The organism is Symbiobacterium ostreiconchae (assembly GCF_055396975.1).
This window is the reverse complement of the sequence record NZ_AP042454.1, coordinates 1,631,270-1,652,587: the sequence shown is the minus strand read 5'-3', so window position 1 is coordinate 1,652,587 and position 21,318 is coordinate 1,631,270. Positions and strand designations below refer to the sequence as shown.

General features: G+C 68.7%; 17 protein-coding genes and 1 pseudogene. 2 read left to right on the top strand and 16 right to left on the bottom strand.

The genetic code is table 11. The annotated features are described in order from the left end of the window. Window positions 1-146 precede the first annotated feature (146 nt). Window positions 147-1,973 (top strand): methyl-accepting chemotaxis protein, encoded by a 1,827-nt coding sequence (locus ACZ5UM_RS08150; RefSeq protein WP_464848075.1) that lies wholly within the window; start codon window positions 147-149, stop codon window positions 1,971-1,973. A gap of 504 nt (window positions 1,974-2,477) precedes the next feature. Next, complete coding sequence (locus tag ACZ5UM_RS08145; protein WP_464848074.1) at window positions 2,478-2,921, top strand: NUDIX domain-containing protein; 444 nt, start codon at window positions 2,478-2,480, stop codon at window positions 2,919-2,921. Window positions 2,922-3,732: 811 nt separating this feature from the next. Here ACZ5UM_RS08145 and yfkAB read toward each other — a convergent pair. From yfkAB to ACZ5UM_RS08065, 16 genes and pseudogenes are all read right to left on the bottom strand, one after another. After that, window positions 3,733-4,854, bottom strand: coding sequence for a radical SAM/CxCxxxxC motif protein YfkAB (yfkAB, locus tag ACZ5UM_RS08140; protein WP_464848072.1), 1,122 nt, complete (start codon window positions 4,852-4,854; stop codon window positions 3,733-3,735). A gap of 190 nt (window positions 4,855-5,044) precedes the next feature. After that, window positions 5,045-5,683, bottom strand: a complete 639-nt coding sequence (locus ACZ5UM_RS08135) for a glycerol-3-phosphate responsive antiterminator (RefSeq protein WP_464848314.1) — start codon at window positions 5,681-5,683, stop codon at window positions 5,045-5,047. Window positions 5,684-5,699: 16 nt separating this feature from the next. Further along, a pseudogene (locus ACZ5UM_RS08130) lies at window positions 5,700-6,014 on the bottom strand (ArsC/Spx/MgsR family protein); the annotation flags it as partial. 202 nt (window positions 6,015-6,216) lie between these two features. After that, a complete protein-coding gene (locus ACZ5UM_RS08125) occupies window positions 6,217-6,927 on the bottom strand; it encodes a CoA-transferase subunit beta (RefSeq protein ID WP_464848071.1) in 711 nt (236 codons plus the stop codon). Next, on the bottom strand, window positions 6,927-7,748 hold the full coding sequence (locus ACZ5UM_RS08120) for a CoA transferase subunit A (protein ID WP_464848070.1): 822 nt from the start codon (window positions 7,746-7,748) through the stop codon (window positions 6,927-6,929). The genes ACZ5UM_RS08125 and ACZ5UM_RS08120 overlap by 1 nt, the downstream gene beginning before the upstream one ends. Window positions 7,749-8,091: 343 nt before the next feature. Next, window positions 8,092-9,429: a CoA-disulfide reductase gene (locus ACZ5UM_RS08115; RefSeq protein WP_464848069.1), complete on the bottom strand. Its 1,338-nt coding sequence runs from the start codon at window positions 9,427-9,429 to the stop codon at window positions 8,092-8,094. 125 nt (window positions 9,430-9,554) lie between these two features. Continuing rightward, entirely contained in the window at window positions 9,555-10,910 is a 1,356-nt protein-coding gene (locus ACZ5UM_RS08110; RefSeq protein WP_464848067.1) for a GntP family permease, read from the bottom strand. A gap of 146 nt (window positions 10,911-11,056) precedes the next feature. Continuing rightward, on the bottom strand, window positions 11,057-12,715 hold the full coding sequence (ilvD, locus tag ACZ5UM_RS08105; protein WP_464848066.1) for a dihydroxy-acid dehydratase: 1,659 nt from the start codon (window positions 12,713-12,715) through the stop codon (window positions 11,057-11,059). 47 nt (window positions 12,716-12,762) lie between these two features. Beyond that, window positions 12,763-13,776: a 4-hydroxy-2-oxovalerate aldolase gene (gene dmpG, locus ACZ5UM_RS08100; RefSeq protein ID WP_464848065.1), complete on the bottom strand. Its 1,014-nt coding sequence runs from the start codon at window positions 13,774-13,776 to the stop codon at window positions 12,763-12,765. Next, the gene (locus ACZ5UM_RS08095) at window positions 13,773-14,669 is read right to left on the bottom strand and encodes an acetaldehyde dehydrogenase (acetylating) (RefSeq protein ID WP_464848064.1); all 897 of its coding nucleotides are present in this window, start codon (window positions 14,667-14,669) and stop codon (window positions 13,773-13,775) included. The genes dmpG and ACZ5UM_RS08095 overlap by 4 nt, the downstream gene beginning before the upstream one ends. 47 nt (window positions 14,670-14,716) lie before the next feature. Beyond that, entirely contained in the window at window positions 14,717-15,502 is a 786-nt protein-coding gene (locus ACZ5UM_RS08090) for a 2-keto-4-pentenoate hydratase (protein ID WP_464848063.1), read from the bottom strand. A gap of 93 nt (window positions 15,503-15,595) precedes the next feature. Next, window positions 15,596-16,381 carry an IclR family transcriptional regulator gene (locus ACZ5UM_RS08085; RefSeq protein ID WP_464848062.1) on the bottom strand — a complete coding sequence of 262 codons (786 nt, stop codon included), beginning with the start codon at window positions 16,379-16,381 and terminating at the stop codon, window positions 15,596-15,598. 309 nt (window positions 16,382-16,690) lie between these two features. After that, window positions 16,691-17,104: a threonine/serine exporter family protein gene (locus tag ACZ5UM_RS08080; RefSeq protein ID WP_464848061.1), complete on the bottom strand. Its 414-nt coding sequence runs from the start codon at window positions 17,102-17,104 to the stop codon at window positions 16,691-16,693. Beyond that, window positions 17,101-17,865 carry a threonine/serine exporter family protein gene (locus ACZ5UM_RS08075; RefSeq protein ID WP_464848060.1) on the bottom strand — a complete coding sequence of 255 codons (765 nt, stop codon included), beginning with the start codon at window positions 17,863-17,865 and terminating at the stop codon, window positions 17,101-17,103. Before ACZ5UM_RS08075 ends, ACZ5UM_RS08080 begins: the two co-directional genes overlap by 4 nt. Window positions 17,866-17,933: 68 nt before the next feature. Then, window positions 17,934-18,908: an MBL fold metallo-hydrolase gene (locus tag ACZ5UM_RS08070; protein ID WP_464848059.1), complete on the bottom strand. Its 975-nt coding sequence runs from the start codon at window positions 18,906-18,908 to the stop codon at window positions 17,934-17,936. 66 nt (window positions 18,909-18,974) lie between these two features. Next, entirely contained in the window at window positions 18,975-21,062 is a 2,088-nt protein-coding gene (locus ACZ5UM_RS08065; protein WP_464848058.1) for a heterodisulfide reductase-related iron-sulfur binding cluster, read from the bottom strand. Window positions 21,063-21,318 lie beyond the last annotated feature (256 nt).

Sequence of the window (21,318 nt, the reverse complement as noted above, 5' to 3'; positions counted from 1 at the left end):
CCCGGTCAATTGTCAACCCTGCTTACCATTATCTTGTTGACAGTCTTCGCCAAGCAACCTACGCTTGAAATGTACAACTATATCCTGAAGAAAGACGGGGGAATCGGATGCGCATCCGTCTCGTCACAAAACTGATTGGTCTTTCCTTGATCGGAACCGTTACGGTTGGTGTGGCGGCAGGCTCGATCTTCCTCGCGCTGAACCGCGTGGAGGCGGTCTACGGGGAGGTCGCGCTGAAGCTGCAGGCGGCCCACCAGGCGGCCACGGCCCTCAACGCTGCCCTGTACCGCATGAGTGCGGCCGCGCGCGGCTACGTGCTCGACCCGTCCCCCTCCGTCCGGAATACCTTCATCGAGTCGGCGGGCGACCTGTCCGCCCAGATCGAAAACATCCGCGCGTACACCGATGACCCCGAGGTGCTCGACCACGTCGCACGAGCAGAGGAGATGGCCGCGGCGTACATCCAGGCACTGGAGAGCATGATGGCGCTGCGGGACGACGGCCTGGTCTCCCAGGCGACGAACGTCCTGAAGAACGAGGCCATGCCCACGGGCGAAGCGATCGTCAGCGCCAGCAGCCAGGCGGCGCAGCGGCTCCAGATCCTCGCGGAAGAGGCGACACTGGAAGCCCAGCGCCAGGCCGATCTGGCCCGGCTGATCGGGGCCGCGGTCACGTCGGTGGGCGTGGTGCTGTCGGTCGCGATCGGGGTTCCCGTCGCCCGCTCGCTCGCCGGCCCGATCCGGCAGCTTTCCGAGGTCGCGCTACAGGTGGCCGAAGGCAACCTGGCGGTGGCTGAACTGCCGGTCCGGGGCAGGGACGAGGTAGCCGACCTGGCCCGGGCGGTCAACACCATGCTGGCCTCGCTGCGCACCCTGATCCAGGAGCTGACCGCCTCGGCGGCCACGCTGGGCCAGGCCTCAGATGCGCTGGGGGCGGTGGCCGCGCAGGCCACCGAAGCCGCCGACCAGGTGGCGGTCAGCATGGACCAGGTGGCCGCGGGCGGCAGCAGCCAGGCAGCGGCGGCGGACGAGGTCCAGCAGACCATGCAGCAGCTGCAGGAGGCGATCCGACAGGTCTCGGCCGGGGCCGAGCAGACCACCGGCGAGATTCAGCAGGCCGTCGCGGTGCTCGGCGCCGTGGTTCGCGAGACCGCCGAGATGGCCCGGTCGGCGTCCGCCGAGGCCGCCGCGGTGCTGGAAGGGTCCCGCCGTGCGGCCGAAGGGGTGGCGGCGGTGCAGGATGCGACCGCCGGCATGGGCCGGGTGAAGGAGGCCGCCGATCTCACCGCGCAGCAGGTCCGCCGCCTGGCCTCGCTGTCGACGGAGATCGGGAACATCACCACGGCCATCTCGGACATCGCCGAACAGACCAACCTGCTGGCCCTGAACGCGGCCATCGAGGCGGCGCGGGCCGGCGAGCACGGCCGGGGGTTCGCAGTGGTGGCCAACGAGGTGCGGCGCCTGGCCGAGGGCTCTTCCCGGTCCGCTGCGGAGATCGCCGAACTGGTCACGAAGATCCAGTCCCTCACCGCAGAGGTCACCTCAGCCATGGAGGCCGGACTGGCCGAGGTCGAGACCGGCGTGCAGAAGGCCGTCGTGGCCGGTCAGGCGCTGCAGCGGTTGCAGGAGGCGTCTGAGCAGACCACCCGGAGCGTGGAGCGGATCGCCGAGGTGGCCCAGCGCACGCAGGAGCGGCTCCAGTCGATGGACAGCCTCTTCACCAACATCGTTACGGTCGCCGAGGAGAACTCCGCGGCAGCCGAGGAGATGGCGGCCCAGGCCGCCCAGGTGAGCGCCTCCCTGGAGCAGGTGACGGACGTCGCGCAGGAGAACGCCCAGGCGGCCGCCGCCGCCTCTCAGGCCGCGTCGAGCATGGCCTTCGCCAGCACCGAAGTCTCCTCGGCCGCCCGGCGGGTGCAGAAGGTCGCGCAGCAGATGCGTGAGCAGGTGGCCCGGTTCCGGACGCCGGAGTAAGGGCGGACAGCGTCTCGGGCGCAGCGCTCCGCCCGGGGTCCGCACGTCGGGGTAGGCCCGGGCATCGTCTCGGGCCCGGCGTCACGCTCGGGTCCCGTACGACGGGGTGGGCTCGGGCATCGTCTCGGGCGCAGCGCTCCGCCCGGGGTCCGCACGTCGGGGTGGGCTCGGGCAGCGTCTCGGATACAGCGATGCGCCCGGGGCCGGATGTCGGACTAGGGCCGGGGAGCATCTCGGGCGCAGCGATGGGGCCGGGTGCCGGATGTCGGAATAGGACCGGCCGGCTTTTCGGGCCAGGCGTCACTCCCGGGGCCCGGACGTCGGAGTACGTCCAGGCAGTATGCCGGTCCCAGGGATGGGGCCGGGTACCGTACGTCGCATGAGCCGGGGGCCGTCTCTGAACGCAGTCGTGCGCCCCGCGGCGGCCCGTCCGGTCTGCTTGCCCGAACCCCCTCGGGGTAGTATCATGGGCACATAGGGCCCGAGTGATGGGAGCGGTAAGCCATGCAGCACTTGCGGAGGCACCTCTCCGCCGGCGGACTCGTCGTGCACAACGGGGCCATCCTGCTGGTCCGGAACCGGCGCGGGCACTGGGGGTTGCCCAAGGGCCACTGGGAGCCCGGCGAGCTGCTGGCCGAGACCGCCGCACGGGAGGTGCTGGAAGAGACGGGGCTCGAGGTAGAGATCGGCGACCTCGCGTTCATCACCGAATTTCGGAACGCGGAAGCCAGGGAACACCTCGTCCAGTTTTTCTTCGGGGCCAGGCTGATCGGCGGCTCGCTGGCGCCCGCTCCGGGGGAGATCTCCGGCGTGAAGTGGGTGCCGACCTCCGAGGTGGAGAAGTACATCCGCTGGCGCCCCTGGCTGGAGCCCCTGCGCCACTGGCTGAACGGCGGCAGCATCAAGTACCATGCCTTTCCCGATCCCTCCCGGAACCGTATCCGCTGACGTTCCGGGAAGCGGCCCGACCGGGGCCGCGCATGAGGGGCTGTCCCGAACGTCACGCGTGATGACGTCGGGACAGCCCCCGTTTCACGTACGGCCTGACACCCTGATCCGGTCACCCGGCACAGGATCGCGGCGCCTCACCCCCGGGCCGCACGACTGTGTCTTCACCTAACCACGACAGATTTCCACTTCGGCCGCACACCAACTGGAAATCCCTCGCAATTCCCATCCCGCATCTCCGTCCTTCAACCCTCAACTATCGGGCACAGGACGGCGTCCTCACCTAACCACGACAGATTTCCACTTCGGCTCCACACCAAATGGAAATCCGCCGCCCTTCTCACCCCGCATCCCTGTCCTTCAACCCTCAACCATCGGGCACAGGAGGGCGTCCTCACCTAACCACGACAGATTTCCACTTCAGCCGCACACCAACTGGAAATCCGTCGCAGTTCCCAGTCAGCATCCCCGTCCTTCAACCCTCAGCCATCAGGCTCAGGACTGCGTCCTCACCTAACCACGACAGATTTCCATTTCGGCCGCACACCAACTGGAAATCCGTCGCAGTTCCCAGTCAGCATCCCCGTCCTTCAACCCTCAACCATCAGGCACAGGACGGCGTCCTCACCTAACCACGACAGATTTCCACTTCGGCTCCACACCAACTAGAAATCCGCCGCCCTTCTCACCCCGCATCCCCGTCCTTCAACCCTCAACCATCAGGCACAGGACGGTGTCTCCGCCTGACCGCGCCGGCGCGCGGGGGCGAACCCGCGGGGCCTGCGGACGCCCGCAGCGCACGGTCCGGCCTTCACCGCGCCTCCGCCTGCGCAGCGGGCAGGATCGCCCGCCGTGTGCGGAAATCCACCCCCGGGTAGTACATCTCGGCCACCAGCAGGTCAGGCCCCGTGCAGCCCGCCTCCGGGCAGTGGCAGTTGAGCGGCTGGAACCGCGGGTGCCGGTGCCAGCGGCCGAACGCGTCCTCCAGCCGGTCGGTGCGGACGTCGCCCAGCGGCGGGATGTCGCCGAAGTCCGTCACCCGGATGGCCCCGGTGAAGAGATCCACGTTGACCCGGTTTCTGCCGTCGGGGCAGTTGCGCACCGACACGTTGGGCGCCGCGGCCACCGCCCGGAGCAGTTCCTGGTCCTCGGGCAGCGGGCTGCACGGCAGGAACGGGAAAGTGCCGAAGAGCACCCACATCTTGGGGTCCCGCTCCTCGAGGAAGCGGCGCACCGCCGCCCGGAAAGCCGGCAGCGGCAGGACGGGCAGGTCGGCCGCCCAGTCCACCGGGTACATGGGGTGGACCTCGTGTCGGCGGCAGCCGATCTCCGCCAGGAACCGGTTCATCGCACCCAGATGGTCGGCGGTCTCGCCGTTGACCATCGTCTCGGCGGAGACGAAGTGCCCCTGCGCCGCAAGGGCCGTGGCGTTCTCGACGATCCGGCGGTACAGCTGACGGGAGGCGTCGGGCGAGACAAACGCGCGTCCGTGGCCCCAGACGGTGCGGTGGAAGTGCGCCTCGTCCCGGTAGTTCCAGGTGATGTGGAAGACGTCCACCCACGGGGCGATCTCCTCATAGCGCCCCAGGTCGAAGGTCAGGTTGGTGTTCACCTGCGTCTGCACCCCCCGCCGCTTCGCATACTGCAGCAGGGGCTTCACCCACTCCCGCAGGACCTCCGTGGATCCGCTCAGTTCGCCGCCGGTGAGGCTCAGCGTCGTGAGCCCCTCCACCTCGTCCAGCCGCTTCAGGATCAGGTCCAGCGGCAGCCGTTCGGGATCCCGGGCCATCAGCGCCTCCCCAACGGCGCAGTGGCGGCAGCGCAGGTTGCACCAGTTGGTCACCGTGATCTCCACGCTGGTCAGCCGGAAGCGGCCGTCTGTGAGGCCGCACCGCGGCTCCCAGGGGTCGGAAAGCAGTCCCCACTCCCCCACGATTCATTCCTCCCACTTTGCAGCATCGGTCAGTACAACAGGCGGCGGACCCGTGCGGGCCCGCCTCACGTGTATGTCGGTCTCCGCATGTTCAGGCCTGGGAACGTTCGGGACAACCGCCACCGGTTGTTGCCCCGGAGCCGTGCCGGGCCCTGCGCCCCCGGAGACCACAACTCCCGCTGCGCTGCCGTCACGGCTTCTGCTGCGCAGCCGCCAGGAACGCCTCGGGCTCGGCGGACCAAAGGTCGGCGCTGCTGGTGGAGACGCCGGAAGCGCCGGCCTGCAGCGCCCGGCCCACCTCCCTCGGCGTGCGCACCAGCCCCCCGGCGATGATCAGCGTGTGAGGCAGCTGGCTGCGGATGGCCTGCACCGCCCGGGGGATGATGCCCGGCAGCACTTCCACCACCTCGGCCCGGCTGGAGCGGGCGGCCTCAATGCCCGTGATCAGCGACTGGGAGTCCAGCAGGAAGAGCCGCTGCAGCGGCGTGAGCCCCAGCCGCCGGGCCGTCTGGATCAGGCCGGTGCGGGTCGTGATCAGGCCAACGGGCCGGGCGACCCGGGCCAGGTACTCCACCGCCTCATCGTCCCGGCCGAGCCCGCCGACGAAGTCCAGGTGGATGAACAGCAGCTTACCCGCTTCCGCCGCCGCGTCCCCCACTTCCCTGAGCCGGCTGAGGCTGGTGGAGAGCAGAAACACGGTGCGGCAGCGGGACTGCAGGGCCTCCTCCAGCCGCTGCTCATCCCGCACCGCTGCGATCACCGGGTGCGCCCTGAGCGCCTCGGCGAGACGTGACGCACCCTCGCTGCGCCGCCGCTCCGCCACGGCCATCAACTCGCTTTCGTCGTCATGCGCCTTCGTCCAGAAGCTCTTCCAGGCTGGCGGCGTCGTACCCCACCACCACCCGGTCGCCCCGCACCACCACCGGCCGGCGCCAGAGGCCCGGTTCAGCCGCCAGCAGGTCGACCAGCTCCTCGTCGGTCAGCTCGCGCTCCGCCAGCCCCAGCTCCTTGTACCGCCTGCTGCGGGTGGAGAGGAGGTCCCGCACGCCGCCGGGCAGGCGGGCCGCCAGCCACCGCACCTCCTCGGGCGTGGGCTTCTGCTTGAAAAAGCGACGCTCGTTCACGGAAACCGGTTTGGTCTCAAGCAACTGCTTGGCCTTCTTGCACGAGGTTCACGTGGGATAGGTAAAAAAAGTCACCTCAGGTTTCGTTGCAGACATCTGCAATCACCCCCGAGGTGTATTCTTTCCACCCTGGCCAGGTCGGCTCCTTCTCCACCGTCACGGAGGGCGCCGGGCCCCCTGCCCGGAAACGCCCTCCGGCGTGCCGCCCCGCGCCGTCAGCACACGGGCACGGGAGCGATTACAGCTCCTGATCCCGGGCCCGGTCCGGGTCGATCCGCTCCAGCCACGCCATCTCTTCGGCCGTCGGCGGCGGCGTCACCGGGTACTCCCGGGTGGGGATGGGGAAGCCCGTGTTCTCCTGCACCTCCGCCAGCGAACTGGTCGCGTGGATGGACTCCAGCTGCAGCTCGCCGTCCACCCGGCGGAAGACGCCGAGCGGCGTGACGACCACGTCGATGTTGCCGGTGGCCGACACGAAGTCGACCTCCTCCACCAGCGCCTTGGTGTTGTGCTTACCCCGCCAGACCAGCACCCGGCCGCAGGTCGGGGCGATGACGGCGCTGCCGGCGCCCCCTGGCAGACGGACCTTCGGCCTGTCGAAGTCGCCGATGACGCTGGAGTTGATCCGCCCCCGCCGGTCGATCTGCACGCCGCTCAGGAAGGCGACGCTCAGCCCGCCCCGCATGGAGAGATCGAAGATGTCGGTGAGGCCGAACAACGAGGCCGAGCCGTCGAGCATGTTGGGTCCGTCCGTCGACGGCGCGAGGCGCGGGCTCGCGTTCACGCCGCCGGCGATGTTCACGTAAGTGACCGCGCGGCCGTGGGCCTTCTGGGCCAGAAGAATCGCCGCGGCCGGAATCGGGGAGGCCACGCCGTGAAAGGCGGTGTCGCCGTCCCGCAGCTCCCGGGCCAGGCAGACGACCATCTGGTCGGCGATCGTGTACTGCATCAGCGGCTCACCCCCTCGTGCGCGGTGTAGGCGGCCATCTGCTCCAGGTACCGGCCCAGCTCCTCGGGGCCTGTCACGGCCTGAAACGCCCTGACCTGCGCGTCATCGATATCGTAGTGGCCCGCGCAGCTGCCGGGCGCCGCGCCGCCCGGCGCGTGGACCACGGCCTCCACCAGGAAGCCGGGGATGTCGGTCCGGTCCGGCTCGGCCTCGAACCGCGCGGTCTCCACGATGCGCTCGGCGGTGAGGATCACCCTCCTGGCCGCCTTCGCCATCAGCGCGTCCTCGTACTTAGGGCCGCCGATGCGTCCGTTGCCCAGCCCGTCCGCCTCCTGCACGTGGAGAATCGCCACGTCGGGGCGGATGGCCGGGATCGCCACATACTCCCCTTCGCCGTAGGGGTTGGTCACCTTCTTGAACCCGCGGGCAGCGATCAGGTCGCTGCCGTCCAGGCCGCGCACCGGCAGAAACGGCAGACCGCAAACCGCGGCCCGAAGGCCCATGATCACGGTGTAACAGGCGTTCTCCCGCGCCTCCACCCGGCCCTCCTGCACCGCCCGCCTGAAGAACTGGCAAAGCCCGTAAGGCGGCTCGTAGGCGATGTAGCCGAAAGTCACCGAGGCCACGGCGCCGGCCGCGCAGAGCAGGTCCACGTCCATGGCCCCGGCGGTTTTCACAAGATGGAGACCCCTGCGCCCCTGGCGGGCCAGCTCCGCGGCGGCGGCCATGGGCGCCCGGTGCAGCACATTGCCGCCGAGCGCGACGGTGTCGCCGTCCTTCACTCGGGCCATGGCCTCCTGCAAGGTCGTCAGCTTGCTCATCCTCTCACTCCTCAACATCGTTGCGCGCCGCACGGCGTGTGCTCCCCGGGTCGACCGCCCGGCTGCTCGGGTCGCCCGCATGCCTCCTCAGGTCGCCCGCCCGCTCGCTCGGGTTGCCAGCCTGTCTCCGCAGGCCACCTGCCCACCTGCTCGGGTCGCCAGCCTGTCTCCCCGGGTCGCCCGCCCGCCTGCACGGGTCGCCCGCATGTCTCCCCAGGCCGCCCGCCCGCCTGCTCGGTTCGCCCGCCTGTCTCCCCAGGCCGCCCGCCCGCCTGTTCGGGTCGTCCGACCGTCTCCGCAGGCCACCTGCCCGCCTGCTCGGGTCGCCAGCCTGGTCTGAGGCTCACCGGGTCAGGGCGCTCATCGCGACATGGACGGCGTCCCACACCTGGGCAAAGGGCGGGGCATAGGCCAGATCCAGCAGGGCCGCATCCTGCACCCTCATCCCGGAGGAGATGATGGTGGCGAACACGTCGGTCCGCAGCGCAGCGCCGCGCTTGCCGGCCAGGCACGCGCCGATCAGCCGGTCGGTCCGGCGGTCCATGACCACCTTGATGCGAATCGGCTCCGAACCGGGGTAGTAGCGGGCATGGCTGCCCACCTCCACCACCGCCGTCTTCACCGGAATGCCGGCCTCCCGCGCCTCCTGCTCGGTGACGCCGGTCTTGCCCGCTTCCAGGTCGCACACCCGCACGACGGAGGTGCCCAGGGCCCCGCCGAACTCCCGCTGCGCCCCGGCCAGGTTCTCGCCGATCAGCCGCCCCTGCTTGTTGGCATTCGTGCCCAGCGGGATGTAGACCGGGCGCTGCAGGATCATGTGCTCCACCGTGGCGCAGTCGCCGCCGGCCCACACGTCGGGCACCCCCGTCTCCATGCGCCGGTTGACGACGATGGCGCCGTTCTTCAGGAACCGGAAGCCCGGCACGTCCCGGAGGAAGGCGGTATTGGGCCGCACGCCCACCGCCAGCAGCACCACGTCCGCCTTGTACTCGCCCCGCTGGGTGCGGGCCCGCCGCACGCGCCCCTGCCCCTCCAGGGCCACCAGCGCCTCGCCGGTATGCAGGGCGACGCCGTTGCGCCTCAGCGCCTCGGCGATCCACTCGCTGATCTCGGGCTCGTAGACCGGCAGGGCGCGGTCCTGCATCTCCAGCACCCGCACCCGCTTGCCCAGCCGTACGCAGGCCTCGGCCATCTCCAGCCCGATGAAGCCGCTCCCGACGATCAGCACGTCTTCAACGTCCGGCTGAGCCAGCTGCTCCTTGATATGCTCGGCATCGGGAATCGTCTTCAGGGTGACAACGCCGGGCAGGTCCACGCCGGGCAGCGGCGGCCGGATCGGCGAGGCGCCGGTGGCGATGACCAGCTTTTCGTACGGGGCCGTGAAGGTCTCGCCCGTCTCCAGGTTCCGCACCGCCACGATGCGCGCCGTCGGATCGACGCCGTAAACCTCGTGGCGCAGCCGTACGTCGATGCCCTGCTTGCGGAACTGCTCGGCGGAGCGGATGCGCATCAGGTCGGCGTCGTCGTTCTCGCCCGAGATGTAGTAGGGCAGGCCGCAGGCGCCGTACGAGACGTCCAGCCCCTTTTCGAACACGGTGATCCGGGCCTCCCTGCACGCGCGCCGCAGCTTGGAGGCGGCGCTCATGCCGGCCGCCACACCACCTACGATGACGACGTTCACTCGTCACAACCCCTTTCCGGCCCGCTCCAGCGGGGAAGGCGCCCAACCCGGTATCCGCGGGGGGCGCCGTCACCTGTGCGGGTTCTTGCGTCACTACCAGAATAACCGTAAGTGCCGTCTTATTTCTACAGGAACAGACTCAGCAGGAGGATGAAGACCAGGCTGATGACCGCCTCCAGGGCGCAGACGACGGTATAGGTCTTCAGGCCGCCCGAGGTGGTCAGGCCGGCAATCTTGGCCGTCACCCAGAAGCCGGAGTCGTTCAGGTGGCCGCCGAACAGAGTCCCGGAGAAGGCCGCCATGGCGACCCAGATCGGGCTGATGTCCATGGTGGGCACCGTAGGCGCCAGAATGGAGACGGCCGTGATCATGGCGACGGTGCCGGAGCCCTGGGCGATCTTCATCAGCGAGGCGATCAGCCAGGCCAGCAGGACCGGGTGGATGGAGACGTGCGACATGACGTCGGTGATCGCGCCGCCCACGCCCGAGGCGGTCAGCACGCTGCCCAGGGCGCCGCCGGCGCCGGTGATCAGCAGCACGACACCTGCATCGTTCAGCGACTTGCCGATGGACTTCTGAATCTGCTCCGAGGTCATGTTGCCGCGGGCCACCAGGATGGCAGCGAACACGCCCATCAGCATGGCGACGGTCTTGTCTGAGAAGAAGGAGACCCACTGGGGGACGGTGCCCAGAACCGCGCCGGTCACGGTACCCATCAGGATCAGGACGATCGGCAGCAGGATGGGGAGCATCGCGGCGCCGAAGCTGGGCAGCTTGCCCTCGGAAACGACGGTCGCATCCTTGGCCTTCGCCTGGGTCTCCTTCTCGCTGTAGTTGGCATCCTCGTCAGTTTCAGGGTTCCAGAACTTCGGGTTGCCCAGGAAGAACTTGCCATAGACCCACATGGCCAGCAGGAACGTCGGCAGGCCGACGATGATGCCCCACATGATGGTGGTGCCCAGGTCGATGTTCAGGAGCTGGGCGCCGGTGAGCGGGCCGGGGGTCGGGGGGATGAAGGTGTGGGCGATGCCCAGACCGGCGACCAGGGCGCCGATGAAGTGCGGCAGGGTCTTGGCGGTCTTGGCCATGGCCCGGGCCAGCGGCGTCAGGATGACGTAGCCGACATCGTAGAAGACCGGGATCGAGACGATGAAGCCCGTGGCGCCCATGGCGTAGTCGGCCTTGTCCTTGCTGAACCTGCGCAGGATCGCGTTGGCGATGGCCTGCACGCCGCCGCTGTCGGCCACCAGCTGGCCGAGCATCACACCGAAGCCCACCGACAGGCCGATGCCGCTCATGAGGCTGCCGAAGCCGCTGGTGATCTTGCCGACGGTCTCCACCGGCCCCAGCTGGGACGCCAGACCCATGTACACGGAACCGAGGACGAGCGAGATCACCGGGTTCAGCTTCAGCTTCAGGATCAGGAAGATGACCAGCGCAATCGTAATCAGCAGATTGACCATGATCAGCGTACTCGACATGCGGGTACCTCCTATACTAGGTCGATGGCTGGATCATGCGAGAGCTACAGGTACCGACAGAAGCACGCCAACCCTGCCGGCCGGGGCGCCGCGAGCGGTACCCGCGGCGCCCGGACCGTTCCCCCTCTCCCCCGTTGGGTCCGGAACTACTTGACGACCGCGCCCTCGCTGGGCGAGCTGACCAGCTTGGCGTACCGGGCCAGGTAGCCCTTCTTGACGTTGGGCTCCTTGGGCACCCACCGGGCACGCCGCTCGGCGATCTCCTCCTCCGTCAGCCGCACGTTCAGCTGCCGGTTGGGAATATCCACGTCGATGATGTCGCCGTCCTCCACCAGGCCGATCAGGCCGCCGTCGCACGCCTCGGGCGTGACGTGGCCGATGCAGGCCCCGCGGGTCGCACCCGAGAAGCGGCCGTCGGTGATCAGCGACACGCTGGTGCCCAGACCGGCGCCCATCAGCGCGGCGGTCGCCGTCAGCATCTCCCGCATGCCGGGGCCGCCCTTGGGGCCCTCGTAGCGGATGACCACCACGTCGTGCGGCTTGATCTGGCCGGCCAGGATGGCCTCGACCGCATCCTCCTCCCGGTCGAACACCCGGGCCTTGCCGGAGTGCTTGAGCATGGAGGGGTCGCAGGCGGACTGCTTCACGACCGCGCCGCCCGGGCAGAGGTTGCCCCGCAGCACGGCGATGCCGCCCTCGGCGTAGTACGGGTTCGAGATGGGCCGCACGACTTCAGGGTTCCGGTTCTTCACGCCGGCGACGTTCTCGCGCATGGTCTGGCCGGTGACCGTCAGCACGTCCAGGTTGAAGAGGCCGGCCTCTGCCAGTCCGGCGATGACCACCTGGAGGCCGCCCGCGGCCAGCAGGTCCTGCAGATGGTACGGGCCGCCGGGGGCGAAGTTGCAGAGGCGGGGCACCCTGCGGCTGATCTCGTCGAACATCTCCAGCGGGATCTCCAGCCCCAGCTCATGGGCGATGGCGATCAGGTGCATGACGGTGTTGGTCGAGCCGCCCACCGCCATGTCCACCGCGATCGCGTTCTTGAACGCCTCCATGGTGAGGATCTGCGACGGCCGGATGTCGTTGTTGTACAGGTACATGATCTGCTCGCCGGCCTGCCGGGCCAGGGTCTTGCGCTTGGCGGAGGTGGCCGGAATCGTCGAGTTGAACGGCAGCCCCATGCCCAGGGCCTCGGTGAGGATGTTCATGGAATTGGCGGTGCCCATGAGCGAGCAGGCGCCGCAGCCGGGGCAGGCCGACTCCTCCAGCTCGTACAGGTCGTCCATGGTCCAGTGGCCGGCGGCGACGGCGCCCACGGCCTCGTAAATCTTGCCGCCGTCGACGATCTGGCCGCGGAAGTTGCCGGTGTCCTGCACACCGCCGGCGATGACGATGGCCGGGATGTCCAGCCGGGCGGCGGCCATCAGGCACCCGGGGGTGATCTTGTCACAGTTGGTCAGCAGCACGAGGGCGTCCAGCTGGTGGCCCTCGGTCATGGCCTCGATGGAGTCGGCGATGAGCTCACGGGAGGCGAGCGGGTACCGCATGCCGGCGTGGCCCATGGCGATGCCGTCGCACAGGGCGATGACCGGGAACTCCACGGGGGTGCCCCCGGCGGCGGCGACGCCCAGCTTGATGTGGAAGGCCAGGTCCCGCAGGTGCACGTGGCCGGGGTTGATCTCGTTGAAGGAGTTGACGATACCGATGAGCGGCTTCTTCAGATCCTCGTTGGAGAGACCGGTGGCCTTGAGCAGGGACCGCTGGGTGGAGCGCTCGTAACCCTTCTTGACTACATCACTGCGCATGGACTGACTCCTCCCTCTGATCGGTGGAAAGGGACTGCGGCAACTGACTACTGCTGCCTGGCACGCTCCTGGAGCTCGAGAACCACGTCGAGAATCACGTCCTCCTGGCCGCCGACGACCTTCCGCTTGCCCAGTTCCTCGAAGATGGCCCTCGCCGGCACCCCGCTCTTCTCGGAGGCGGCGAGCACCCTCTGGTAGAAGCTGGAGTAGATGCCCGTCATGCCCAGGACCAGCGCCTCGTTGGTGACCTCCAGCGGGCGGTTGATCAGGGGCCGCACGTGCTTCTGGCCGGCCTCGGCCAGCTTGTACCAGTCCGCGCCGGTGGTGATGCCCGCCTTCTCCAGCACCGCGGCGATGTTCTGGGTCGAGGTGTTGCCGCAGCCGGCCCCCCACCCCTCCAGCGCGCCGTCGACGAACTCGGCGCCGGCGTCGACCGCCGCGAGCGGGTTGGCGATGCCGAGACCGAGGTTGTTGTGGCAGTGCACCCCGATGGGCAGGTGGGGCACGGCCCGCTGCACGGCCCGCACACGGGCCTCGATGTCGTAGGGCAGCATCGCGCCCGACGAGTCGGCGATGTAGATGATGTCCGCACCGTAGCTGGCGGCCATCTCGGCCTGCTCCGCCAGGGCTTCCGGCGTGGTCATGTGGGTCATCATGTGGAAGGCGGCGACCTCCATGCCGAGCTCCTTGCCCAGGCGGATGTGCTGTGCGCCCACGTCCACCTCGGTGCAGTGGACGGCCACCCGAACCATCTGCGCGCCGTGCTTGTAGGCCAGCTTCAGGTCCTCCATCGTGCCGAGGCCAGGAACCAGCAGCACACAGAGCTTCGCATTCTTCAGGGCCTCGGCTGCGGCCGACAGCAGCTCCTCGTCGCTGTGCTTGGAGAGGCCGTACTGCAGCACCGAACCGCCGACGCCGGCGCCGTGCCCGACGTCCACCGCGTAGACACCGGCCTCGTCCAGCGCCTTGCAGATGTTGTACACGTGCTCAGGCGTGTACTGGTAGTGCATGGCGTGGCTGCCGTCACGCAGCGTCGTGTCGATCAGCTTCACCGTTCTCATGCCAGCTCACCCCGCTCCCGCAAAAGCTTCTCGGCAAACATCTCGGCCATCTTGACCGCGGAGGCCGTCTCGATGTCCAGGTTGCCGGCGTACTTGGGCAGGAAGTCGCCCTGACCCTCGACGGTCACGGTGGTGGTGATCACGTCCCGGTCGATGACAGGGGCCACCGTCAGCTCGTAACCGGGGACGTAGGTGCGGATCTGCGCCGCCATCTCCTCCACCGACGCCCGCACGTCCTCGATCCTGAAGTCCCGGTGCCTGGGAATGCCGAAGACCGTGTTCCGCATCGCCATCTGAGGCTTGGCCGGGTTGAAGATCGTCATGACCTTCGCCCGCTCGGCGCCGCCCAGCAGCCGGAGGGCCTTTGCCGTGGTCTGGGTGTACTCGTCGATGTTCGCCCGGGTGCCGGGGCCGGCGCTGTCGCTGGCCACGGTGGTGACCACCTCGGCGTACGACAGGGGCACCACCCGGTTGATGGCGTAGACGATCGGCGTGGTCGCCTGGCCGCCGCACGTGATCAGGTTGACGTTCTTCTCGTTCAGGCAGTCCTTCATGTTGACCATCGGCGTGGCGATCTTGCCGACCGCAGCCGGCGTCAGGTCGATGGCGATCTTGCCCAGCCGCGCCAGCGTCGGGGCGTTCACCTGGGCGTGGGCCCTGGCCGTGGTGGCGTCAAAGACGATCTCGGCCATGTCCGGATTCTGCACCAGGAACTCGATGCCGTCGCTCGAGGTGGTGATGCCCAGACCCGCGGCCCGCTTCAGACCGGCCGAGCTGGGATCGATGCCGATCATGACCGACATCTCGAGAAGGGGACTGCGCATGACCTTGTACATCAGGTCCGTGCCGATGTTGCCCGGACCGATGATGCCTACCTTGATCCGCTTGCCCATCCATGGTCCTCCTTGCTGTGACGTGTGCGACAAAAGGAACCTGCGTGTCACTGGCCGAAGACGCTCACCCGGCCCAGCCGGTCGAAGACGGCTTCGACGTAGTCGCCCTTGCCGATCGGGAACACCGGGGTGAACGACCCGGACATGATGACCTCGCCCTTCCGTAGGGGCGAACCGAGCTCATACATCTTGTTGGCCAGCCAGACCACGGCATGAACGGGATTTCCGAACACCGTGGAGCCGGTTGCGGAGTCCATCAGCTTGCCGTTCTTGAAAATGGAGAGGCCGATGTAGCGCAGGTCGAAATCCTCCAAGGGCTTCATGACCCCGCCGAGGATGATCCGGGCGTTTCCCGCCTGGTCGGCGATGGTGTCGGGAACCGTCACCCGCCAGTCCTCAAACCGGGTGTCCACGATCTCGATCGCCGGCATGATGCCCTCGGTGGCCCGCACCACATCGGCAGCCGTGATCCCGGGCTTGTCCAGGTCGCTCTTCAGGACGAAGGCGATCTCGGCCTCAACCCGTGGGCTGTACAGCTTGTCGATCTCCAGCGGCTCGTGCTCCATGAGCACGCAGTCCTCGAAGAGCACGCCGTAGTCGGGTTCGTCCACGTTGAACTGCCGGCGGAGCTTCTCGCTGGTGAAGCCGATCTTCTTGCCGATGATCACGTGACCCTGAGCGAGCTTCTGCTCCACGAGGGCCTGCTGGATCCTGTAAGCGGCCGCGGTATCATACCCGGTGAACCGCTCTGAGAAGGGCTGAATGGGCGTGGCCGTGGCCTGCGCCTGCAGCAACTGTGCGGCCAGTTCACGGACCGGAGGCAGATTCTCCAAGACGAGACCTCCTTTCCGCATAGCGGAAATGCCTTCCGATATTCGGTCCAGAAAAGGTGCCCGTCGTCCGGGCACCGCTGTCACACGATCCGATCAGACCACCTTGCGGGAAAAGCCCAGGTCCCGGCTGATCGCCGCGGCGGTCTCCTTGATGTCAGCGATCAGCCCCGCCTCGTCGTAGACGAACCGGGCGACCGGAATTGAAATGCTGACGGCCCCGACGCACCGGTTGGCACTGTCGAACACCGGTGCGCCGAAGCAGCGCAGTCCGATCTCCGACTCCTCGGTCTCCATGGCCCAGCCCTGCTTGCGCACCCGTTCGATCTCATCGACCAGCCGCGCCTTTTCGGTGATCGTGTGCGGGGTCAGGGGCACCAGCTCCATCTGATCCAGGACCCGCCGGAGCTGGGCGGCGTCGTAGTAGAACGCCAGGATGCACTTGCCCGCGGAGGTGGCGTACAGCTTGTGCGTCTCGCCGATGCTCGGCGTGTAGACGAGTCTGCGGTCCGCATCCACCTTCTCGATGCAGAGCACTTCCAGGTTCCGCTCGACGACCAGGTTGACGGTCTCGTTGTACTTCGCGAAGAGCTGCCGCAGGTGCGGGCGCGCGACCGAGCGCAGGGTCTCGAGGGTCTTGACCCGGGTTCCCAGAATGAACGTCTGGATGCCCAGACGGTACCGGCCCGTGTCCGGGTTCTGCCAGATGTAGCCGAGCCCCTCCAGCGTGGCGAGGAAGCGGTGGGCCGTGCTGATCGGCAGACCGGTGCGCTCGCTGATCTCCGTGATCGACAGTTCATCCCGCTTCAGATCGAACAGCTGCAGAATGCGAAACGCCCGCTCCACAGACTGCACCCACGCGTCCCGCTTCTTCTGCTGCACACCCACCCCTCCTTTCGCTCGCTCCTCTGGATGGTCCATGCGCCATCCTCCTAACTGATGAGCACACACTCATTCTAGGGGCGAAAGGTATTCCAGTCAACAGAAAGCCCTTCCGCTATGCGGAAATTCCGCGCGGATAAGCCATTGGGACCACCGCCTCCGTCCCGCGGCAATGAAAAAGGCCCAGCGCGCTGGGCCGAAAGGAGGTCACGCCGCCACCGGGCCAAGGCCCGTGCGACCACTGAGCGAGGACGAAGCCGATGCGAGGCCGCCCCGTTCAAGCTCCACCGCTCGCTCGCATGCGCCTGCTCACCGCCTCCAGCGCCGGGCCACCACCGGCGGAATCGCCAGACCGGCGGCCAGAATGCCCGCGATCAGCAGCGCCCGCGCCAGCTGCCAGGCGCCCTCGGCGAGTTGGTTCTGCGACAGCAGCAGCATGCCCCGGTAGGCGATAATCCCGGGAACCAGCGGCAGGAGGCCGGGGATGACGAACAGAATCGCCGGCTGCTGCAGCCGCCGGGCCAGCACCTCCGAGGCGATGCCCAGGGCCAGCGCGCCGACGAACACCGCCGCGGCCTCCGGACCGCCGGCCCGCAGGGTGAGGTCGAATCCCGCCCAGCCCACGAGGCCGCAGAATCCGGTCCACAGGATGGCGGGCCGGGGCGAGCGGAAGGAGATGGCGATGGCCGCCGCCGTCACGAAGGCGAAGGGATAGGTGATCACAGCACTCCACCTCCCCCGACCAGGTACAGCGCGGCGCCGACCCCCGCGGCCAGGGCGGTCACCTTGACGAAGGCCTCCAGCCCCCGGGCCGTGGCGCTGACCAGGTCGCCGGCGATGGCGTCCCGCAGGGCGTTGGTAAAGGCCAGGCCGGGCACCAGGATCATGATGCCGCCGGCCACCACCGGGCCCACCGGAACGTCCAGCCAGCGGTTGAGCAGGGTGGCGCAGAAGACGGCGTTGGCCCCGGCGATCAGGTCGGCCACCGCGTCGGGCAGCCCGACCCACCGGCAGAGGCGCTCGCCGGCCTGCACGACCAGATTGGCGAGAAAGGCGGGCAGCACCCCGGGGAGGGAGCCGCCCACCAGCATGGTGCACGCCGCCGCGGCGAGGCCGCTGGCGGGAACGTCCAGCCAGCCGGGCAGGGGCGTCGGCTGCTCGCCGATGGCCCGGATGAGGCGCAGCGCCTCGGCCGGATCCTTCGGGTCCGCGGCGAGCGAACGGGAGAGCGCGTTCACGGCGCTGATGCGGTCGAGCGCGATGGTGCGCCGCCGCACCCGGCGCACGACGGTGGCCTCCTGGTCCGCCAGGCTGATGAAGATGCCCGTCGGCGTCGCGAAGATCTCCGGCTCGCCCACCCCGTACGCCCGGAGGATGCGCGAGACGGTGTCCTCCACCCGCGCCACATCGGCCCCGGACTGCAGCAGCACGACACCGGCCGCCGCGGCCACCTGGAGAACGGCAGTCCTGGATCCTGCATCCACGTCCACTCACCTCAGCAACGTCGGATCCCGCCAACCCCCTCGCCTGCCGTATCCCCGCGTGCCCCGCCCTAGATCACAGCCCGGTACCGGCTGAACCCCGCCGTCCGCGAGTAGCGGGCCCGCCCCTGCACCACCAGCAGGTCCAGGTGGGCCAGCACCTCGGACAGCGCGAGGAAGTGATCGAACCCCTGCACCTCTGGATAGAGTTCCCGGGTGAGCTCCCAGGGGCTCCGTCCGGCGCCCAGCCGCTGCAGCAGGCCGTCCAGCCGGCGGCTGTGCTTCTCCCGGTAGCGCGCGACCACCCGGCGGTGGTCCGTGATCACCGCGCCGTGGCCCGGCAGCACCTGCGCCACGTCCAGGGCGGCGGCGCGGTCCAGCGACCGCAGAAACTGGCCGAGCGTCAGCGCCCTCACCGGATCGTGCGGCACCGCGTCGGGATGGCCGGGCCGGACCGGCTCCAGGATGGGGTTGGGCGTGATGCCGTCCAGCAGGTGGTCCCCGCCGATCAGCCGCCGCGAGTCCCGGTCGAGGAAGCCCGTGTGCCCCAGGGCGTGGCCGGGCAGGTGGACGGCCTCCAGCGCGCCGCTGTCAAACGCGAACCGCTGGCCGTCGGCGATCGGCTTCCATTCCTGCAGGGGCACCACCAGCCGGCGGTTCAGGCGCCAGAAGTGCTCGATCAGGGCGAAGCCCTGGGCATCGACCCCGGCCTCCGCCAGGATCCGGTCCCGCGCCTCCTGCCACCACGGCGCGATCTCGGCCTTGCCGGCCTCGTCGGGGTGAAGGTAGACTTCCGCGCCGGACTGGTCCTGCACCCAGCCGGCCAGCCCGAAGTGGTCGACGTGCGCATGGGTGAGCAGCACGCGCCGGATGTCCCGGAGGCCGACCCCCAGTCCCTTCAGGGCATCGGCCAGCGCAGCGCGGCACTCCGGGGTGTTGAGCCCCGCATCGATCAGGGTAACCGGATCGCGGCGGACCAGGTAAACGTATACCGGCCCCAGGGTCTCCCAGGGCGTCGGCAGCGGGATCTGATGAATCGGCAGCATGTCCGCGAAACCCTCCCCCAACGGGGAGGCGCCGTGCCCCCCACGGCGCCTCCACACACAGTGACTTTACTCCTTTTCTCCCGGATGCGCAACGGTTGCTGCGGCCTCCGGTCCCCCGCCGGTCTCCACGGCCTGCAGCAGGAGCTCCGCCAGGTCGAGCACCCGCACCTCTTCGCTGCGCGCCTCGGCGGCCACCCCGTCGGACAGCATGGTCATGCAGAACGGGCAGTTGGTGGCGATGGTCGCCGCCCCGGTCGCCAGGGCCTGCCGGGTGCGCTCCACGTTGACGCGGGTCCCGTGGTGCTCCTCCATCCACATCTGCGCGCCGCCCGCGCCGCAGCACATGGCGGTGCACCCGTGCCGCTCCATCTCCCGCAGCTCTACGCCGGGCAGGGCGGCCAGCAGCTCCCGCGGCGCCTCGTACTCGCCGCCGTAGCGGCCCAGGTAGCACGAGTCGTGGTAGGTCACGGCCGCGGCAACCTCGTTCACCGGCCGCAGGCGGCCCTCCTTCACCAGCCGGGCCAGCAGCTGGGTGTGGTGGACGACCTCCACGTCCAGCCCCATCTCCCGGTAGTCCTTGTCGAAGGTGTGGAAGCAGTGCGGGCAGTGGGTGATGATCTTCTTGACGCCGTAGCCCTGCAGCGTGGCGATATTCTCCATGGCCAGCTGCTGGAACAGCAGCTCGTTGCCGGCCCGGCGGGCGGCGTCGCCGGTGCACTTCTCCTCGGGGCCGAGGATGGCGTAGGAGACGCCGGCCTGGTCCAGGAGCTGCACGATCGCCCGCACGATCTTCTGCCCCCGCTGGTCGAACGCGCCGGCGCACCCGGGCCAGAAGAGGTACTCGGCGTCGGGCTTGTCGGCCAGCAGCGGCACGTTCAGCCCCTCGGTCCACGCCGTGCGGGTGTGGGCGCCCATGCCCCACGGGTTGCCCTGCCGCTCCAGGTTCTTGAAGGTCTGGTTCAGCTCCGCCGGGAACTCGCCCTGCAGCATCACCTGGTGGCGGCGCATCTCGACGATCTTGGGCACGTGCTCGATGAAGACCGGGCACACCTCCATGCAGGCGCGGCAGGTGGTGCAGGCCCAGAGCGCCTCAGGATCCACCACGGGCCCCACCAGCTCGGACTCGAAGGGCTGCTCCGCGGGCCGCTCGCCCTTCATCGCCGCGAGCGCCAGCAGCGGCCCCTTCTCGTGCAGGTGGTGCTGCAGGTCGAGGATCAGCTTCTTGGGATTCAGCGGCTTGCCGGTCAGGAAGGCCGGGCAGTTCTCCTGGCAGCGGCCGCATTCGGTGCAGGCGTCCAGGTCGGCCAGGTCCTTCCACGTGAAGTCCCAGAGCGAGGCCGCCCCCAGCACCGGGTTCTCGGCCTCCAGGTCCGTGGAGGCCATCACGCCGGCCGGCCGCAGGTCGGAGAGGAAGATGTTCACCGGCCCGGTGATCAGGTGGATCATCTTGGAGTAGGGCAGGTAGGCAATCAGGGTGAACGAGATGATCATGTGGAACCACCAGAGGATCCGGTGGAGCACGAGCAGGGCCTCCAGGGACAGGAAGCCGGCCAGGATGCGCCCGTGCACCAGCCCGACGGGCGACCACGCCCCCCAGGGGTCATCGGTGGCCACGATGCGGATGCCCTCCACCCAGAAGCCCGACCACAGGATCAGCACCATGTGCAGGAGGAAGACCCAGTCGTCGAAGGGCGACGTGGGCTGAGAGACCCGGGAGAGCGCCCGGGGCTTCAGGAGCCCGCGCCGCACCCAGGCGATCACCACGCCCACCAGGGCCAGGAAGCCGGCCACGTCCAGGATCAGCGACTGGAACCAGAGATAGAACGGCCCCTGCATGATCCGGATGCGCAGATCCTCGTGAACCATCACGACCAGCGTGCCGATGAAGAGGATGACGAACCCCCAGGAGAACAGGATGTGGAACAGCCCGGCCACCCGGTTCTGCGACAGCCGCCGCTGCAGCGCCGCGTGCTGCCACACCCGGCGCAGCCGCTCCCGCACCCGGTCCCAGCGCACCTGCGGCGTGCCGACGAACCAGAGCCGGACCCGCTGCCACATGCCGTAGGCGAAGACCGCCACTGCGGCGATGAAGAAGAAGTACAGGATGTAGCTGTGCTCGATGTTCCAGTAGACAGACCTGGTCGCCAGAATCATGCTGCCTCCCCCTTATCGGGCTTCGTGCTCTGCCCCCACGTGTCCTGAATGAACACCCATTCATTCGCTCTCGCTGTATTCGTCCTTCTCGGCAAAATATCCTCTAAGATCGCCCTATTCTTTCGCAGGTTGCCGCCAAAATGGCCGCCGGAGCGGCTCAAACGCAAGGATCCGCCCCGTGGGGGGCGGATCCGCAGAACGGCGCGGCATCGGGCCACATGGGCGCCCGGGCCGCGTCATAGCCTGTCTCGGGGGG

What these genes read in the sequence shown, in the direction of transcription:
- ACZ5UM_RS08145 (WP_464848074.1), top strand. Translation starts at nt 2,478, where the DNA reads ATGCAGCACTTGCGGAGGCACCTCTCCGCCGGCGGACTCGTCGTGCAC.
- ACZ5UM_RS08135 (WP_464848314.1), bottom strand. Translation starts at nt 5,683, where the DNA reads ATGGCCGTGGCGGAGCGGCGGCGCAGCGAGGGTGCGTCACGTCTCGCC.
- ACZ5UM_RS08125 (WP_464848071.1), bottom strand. Translation starts at nt 6,927, where the DNA reads ATGCAGTACACGATCGCCGACCAGATGGTCGTCTGCCTGGCCCGGGAG.
- ACZ5UM_RS08120 (WP_464848070.1), bottom strand. Translation starts at nt 7,748, where the DNA reads ATGAGCAAGCTGACGACCTTGCAGGAGGCCATGGCCCGAGTGAAGGAC.
- ACZ5UM_RS08110 (WP_464848067.1), bottom strand. Translation starts at nt 10,910, where the DNA reads ATGTCGAGTACGCTGATCATGGTCAATCTGCTGATTACGATTGCGCTG.
- ilvD (WP_464848066.1), bottom strand. Translation starts at nt 12,715, where the DNA reads ATGCGCAGTGATGTAGTCAAGAAGGGTTACGAGCGCTCCACCCAGCGG.
- dmpG (WP_464848065.1), bottom strand. Translation starts at nt 13,776, where the DNA reads ATGAGAACGGTGAAGCTGATCGACACGACGCTGCGTGACGGCAGCCAC.
- ACZ5UM_RS08095 (WP_464848064.1), bottom strand. Translation starts at nt 14,669, where the DNA reads ATGGGCAAGCGGATCAAGGTAGGCATCATCGGTCCGGGCAACATCGGC.
- ACZ5UM_RS08070 (WP_464848059.1), bottom strand. Translation starts at nt 18,908, where the DNA reads ATGCTGCCGATTCATCAGATCCCGCTGCCGACGCCCTGGGAGACCCTG.
- ACZ5UM_RS08065 (WP_464848058.1), bottom strand. Translation starts at nt 21,062, where the DNA reads ATGATTCTGGCGACCAGGTCTGTCTACTGGAACATCGAGCACAGCTAC.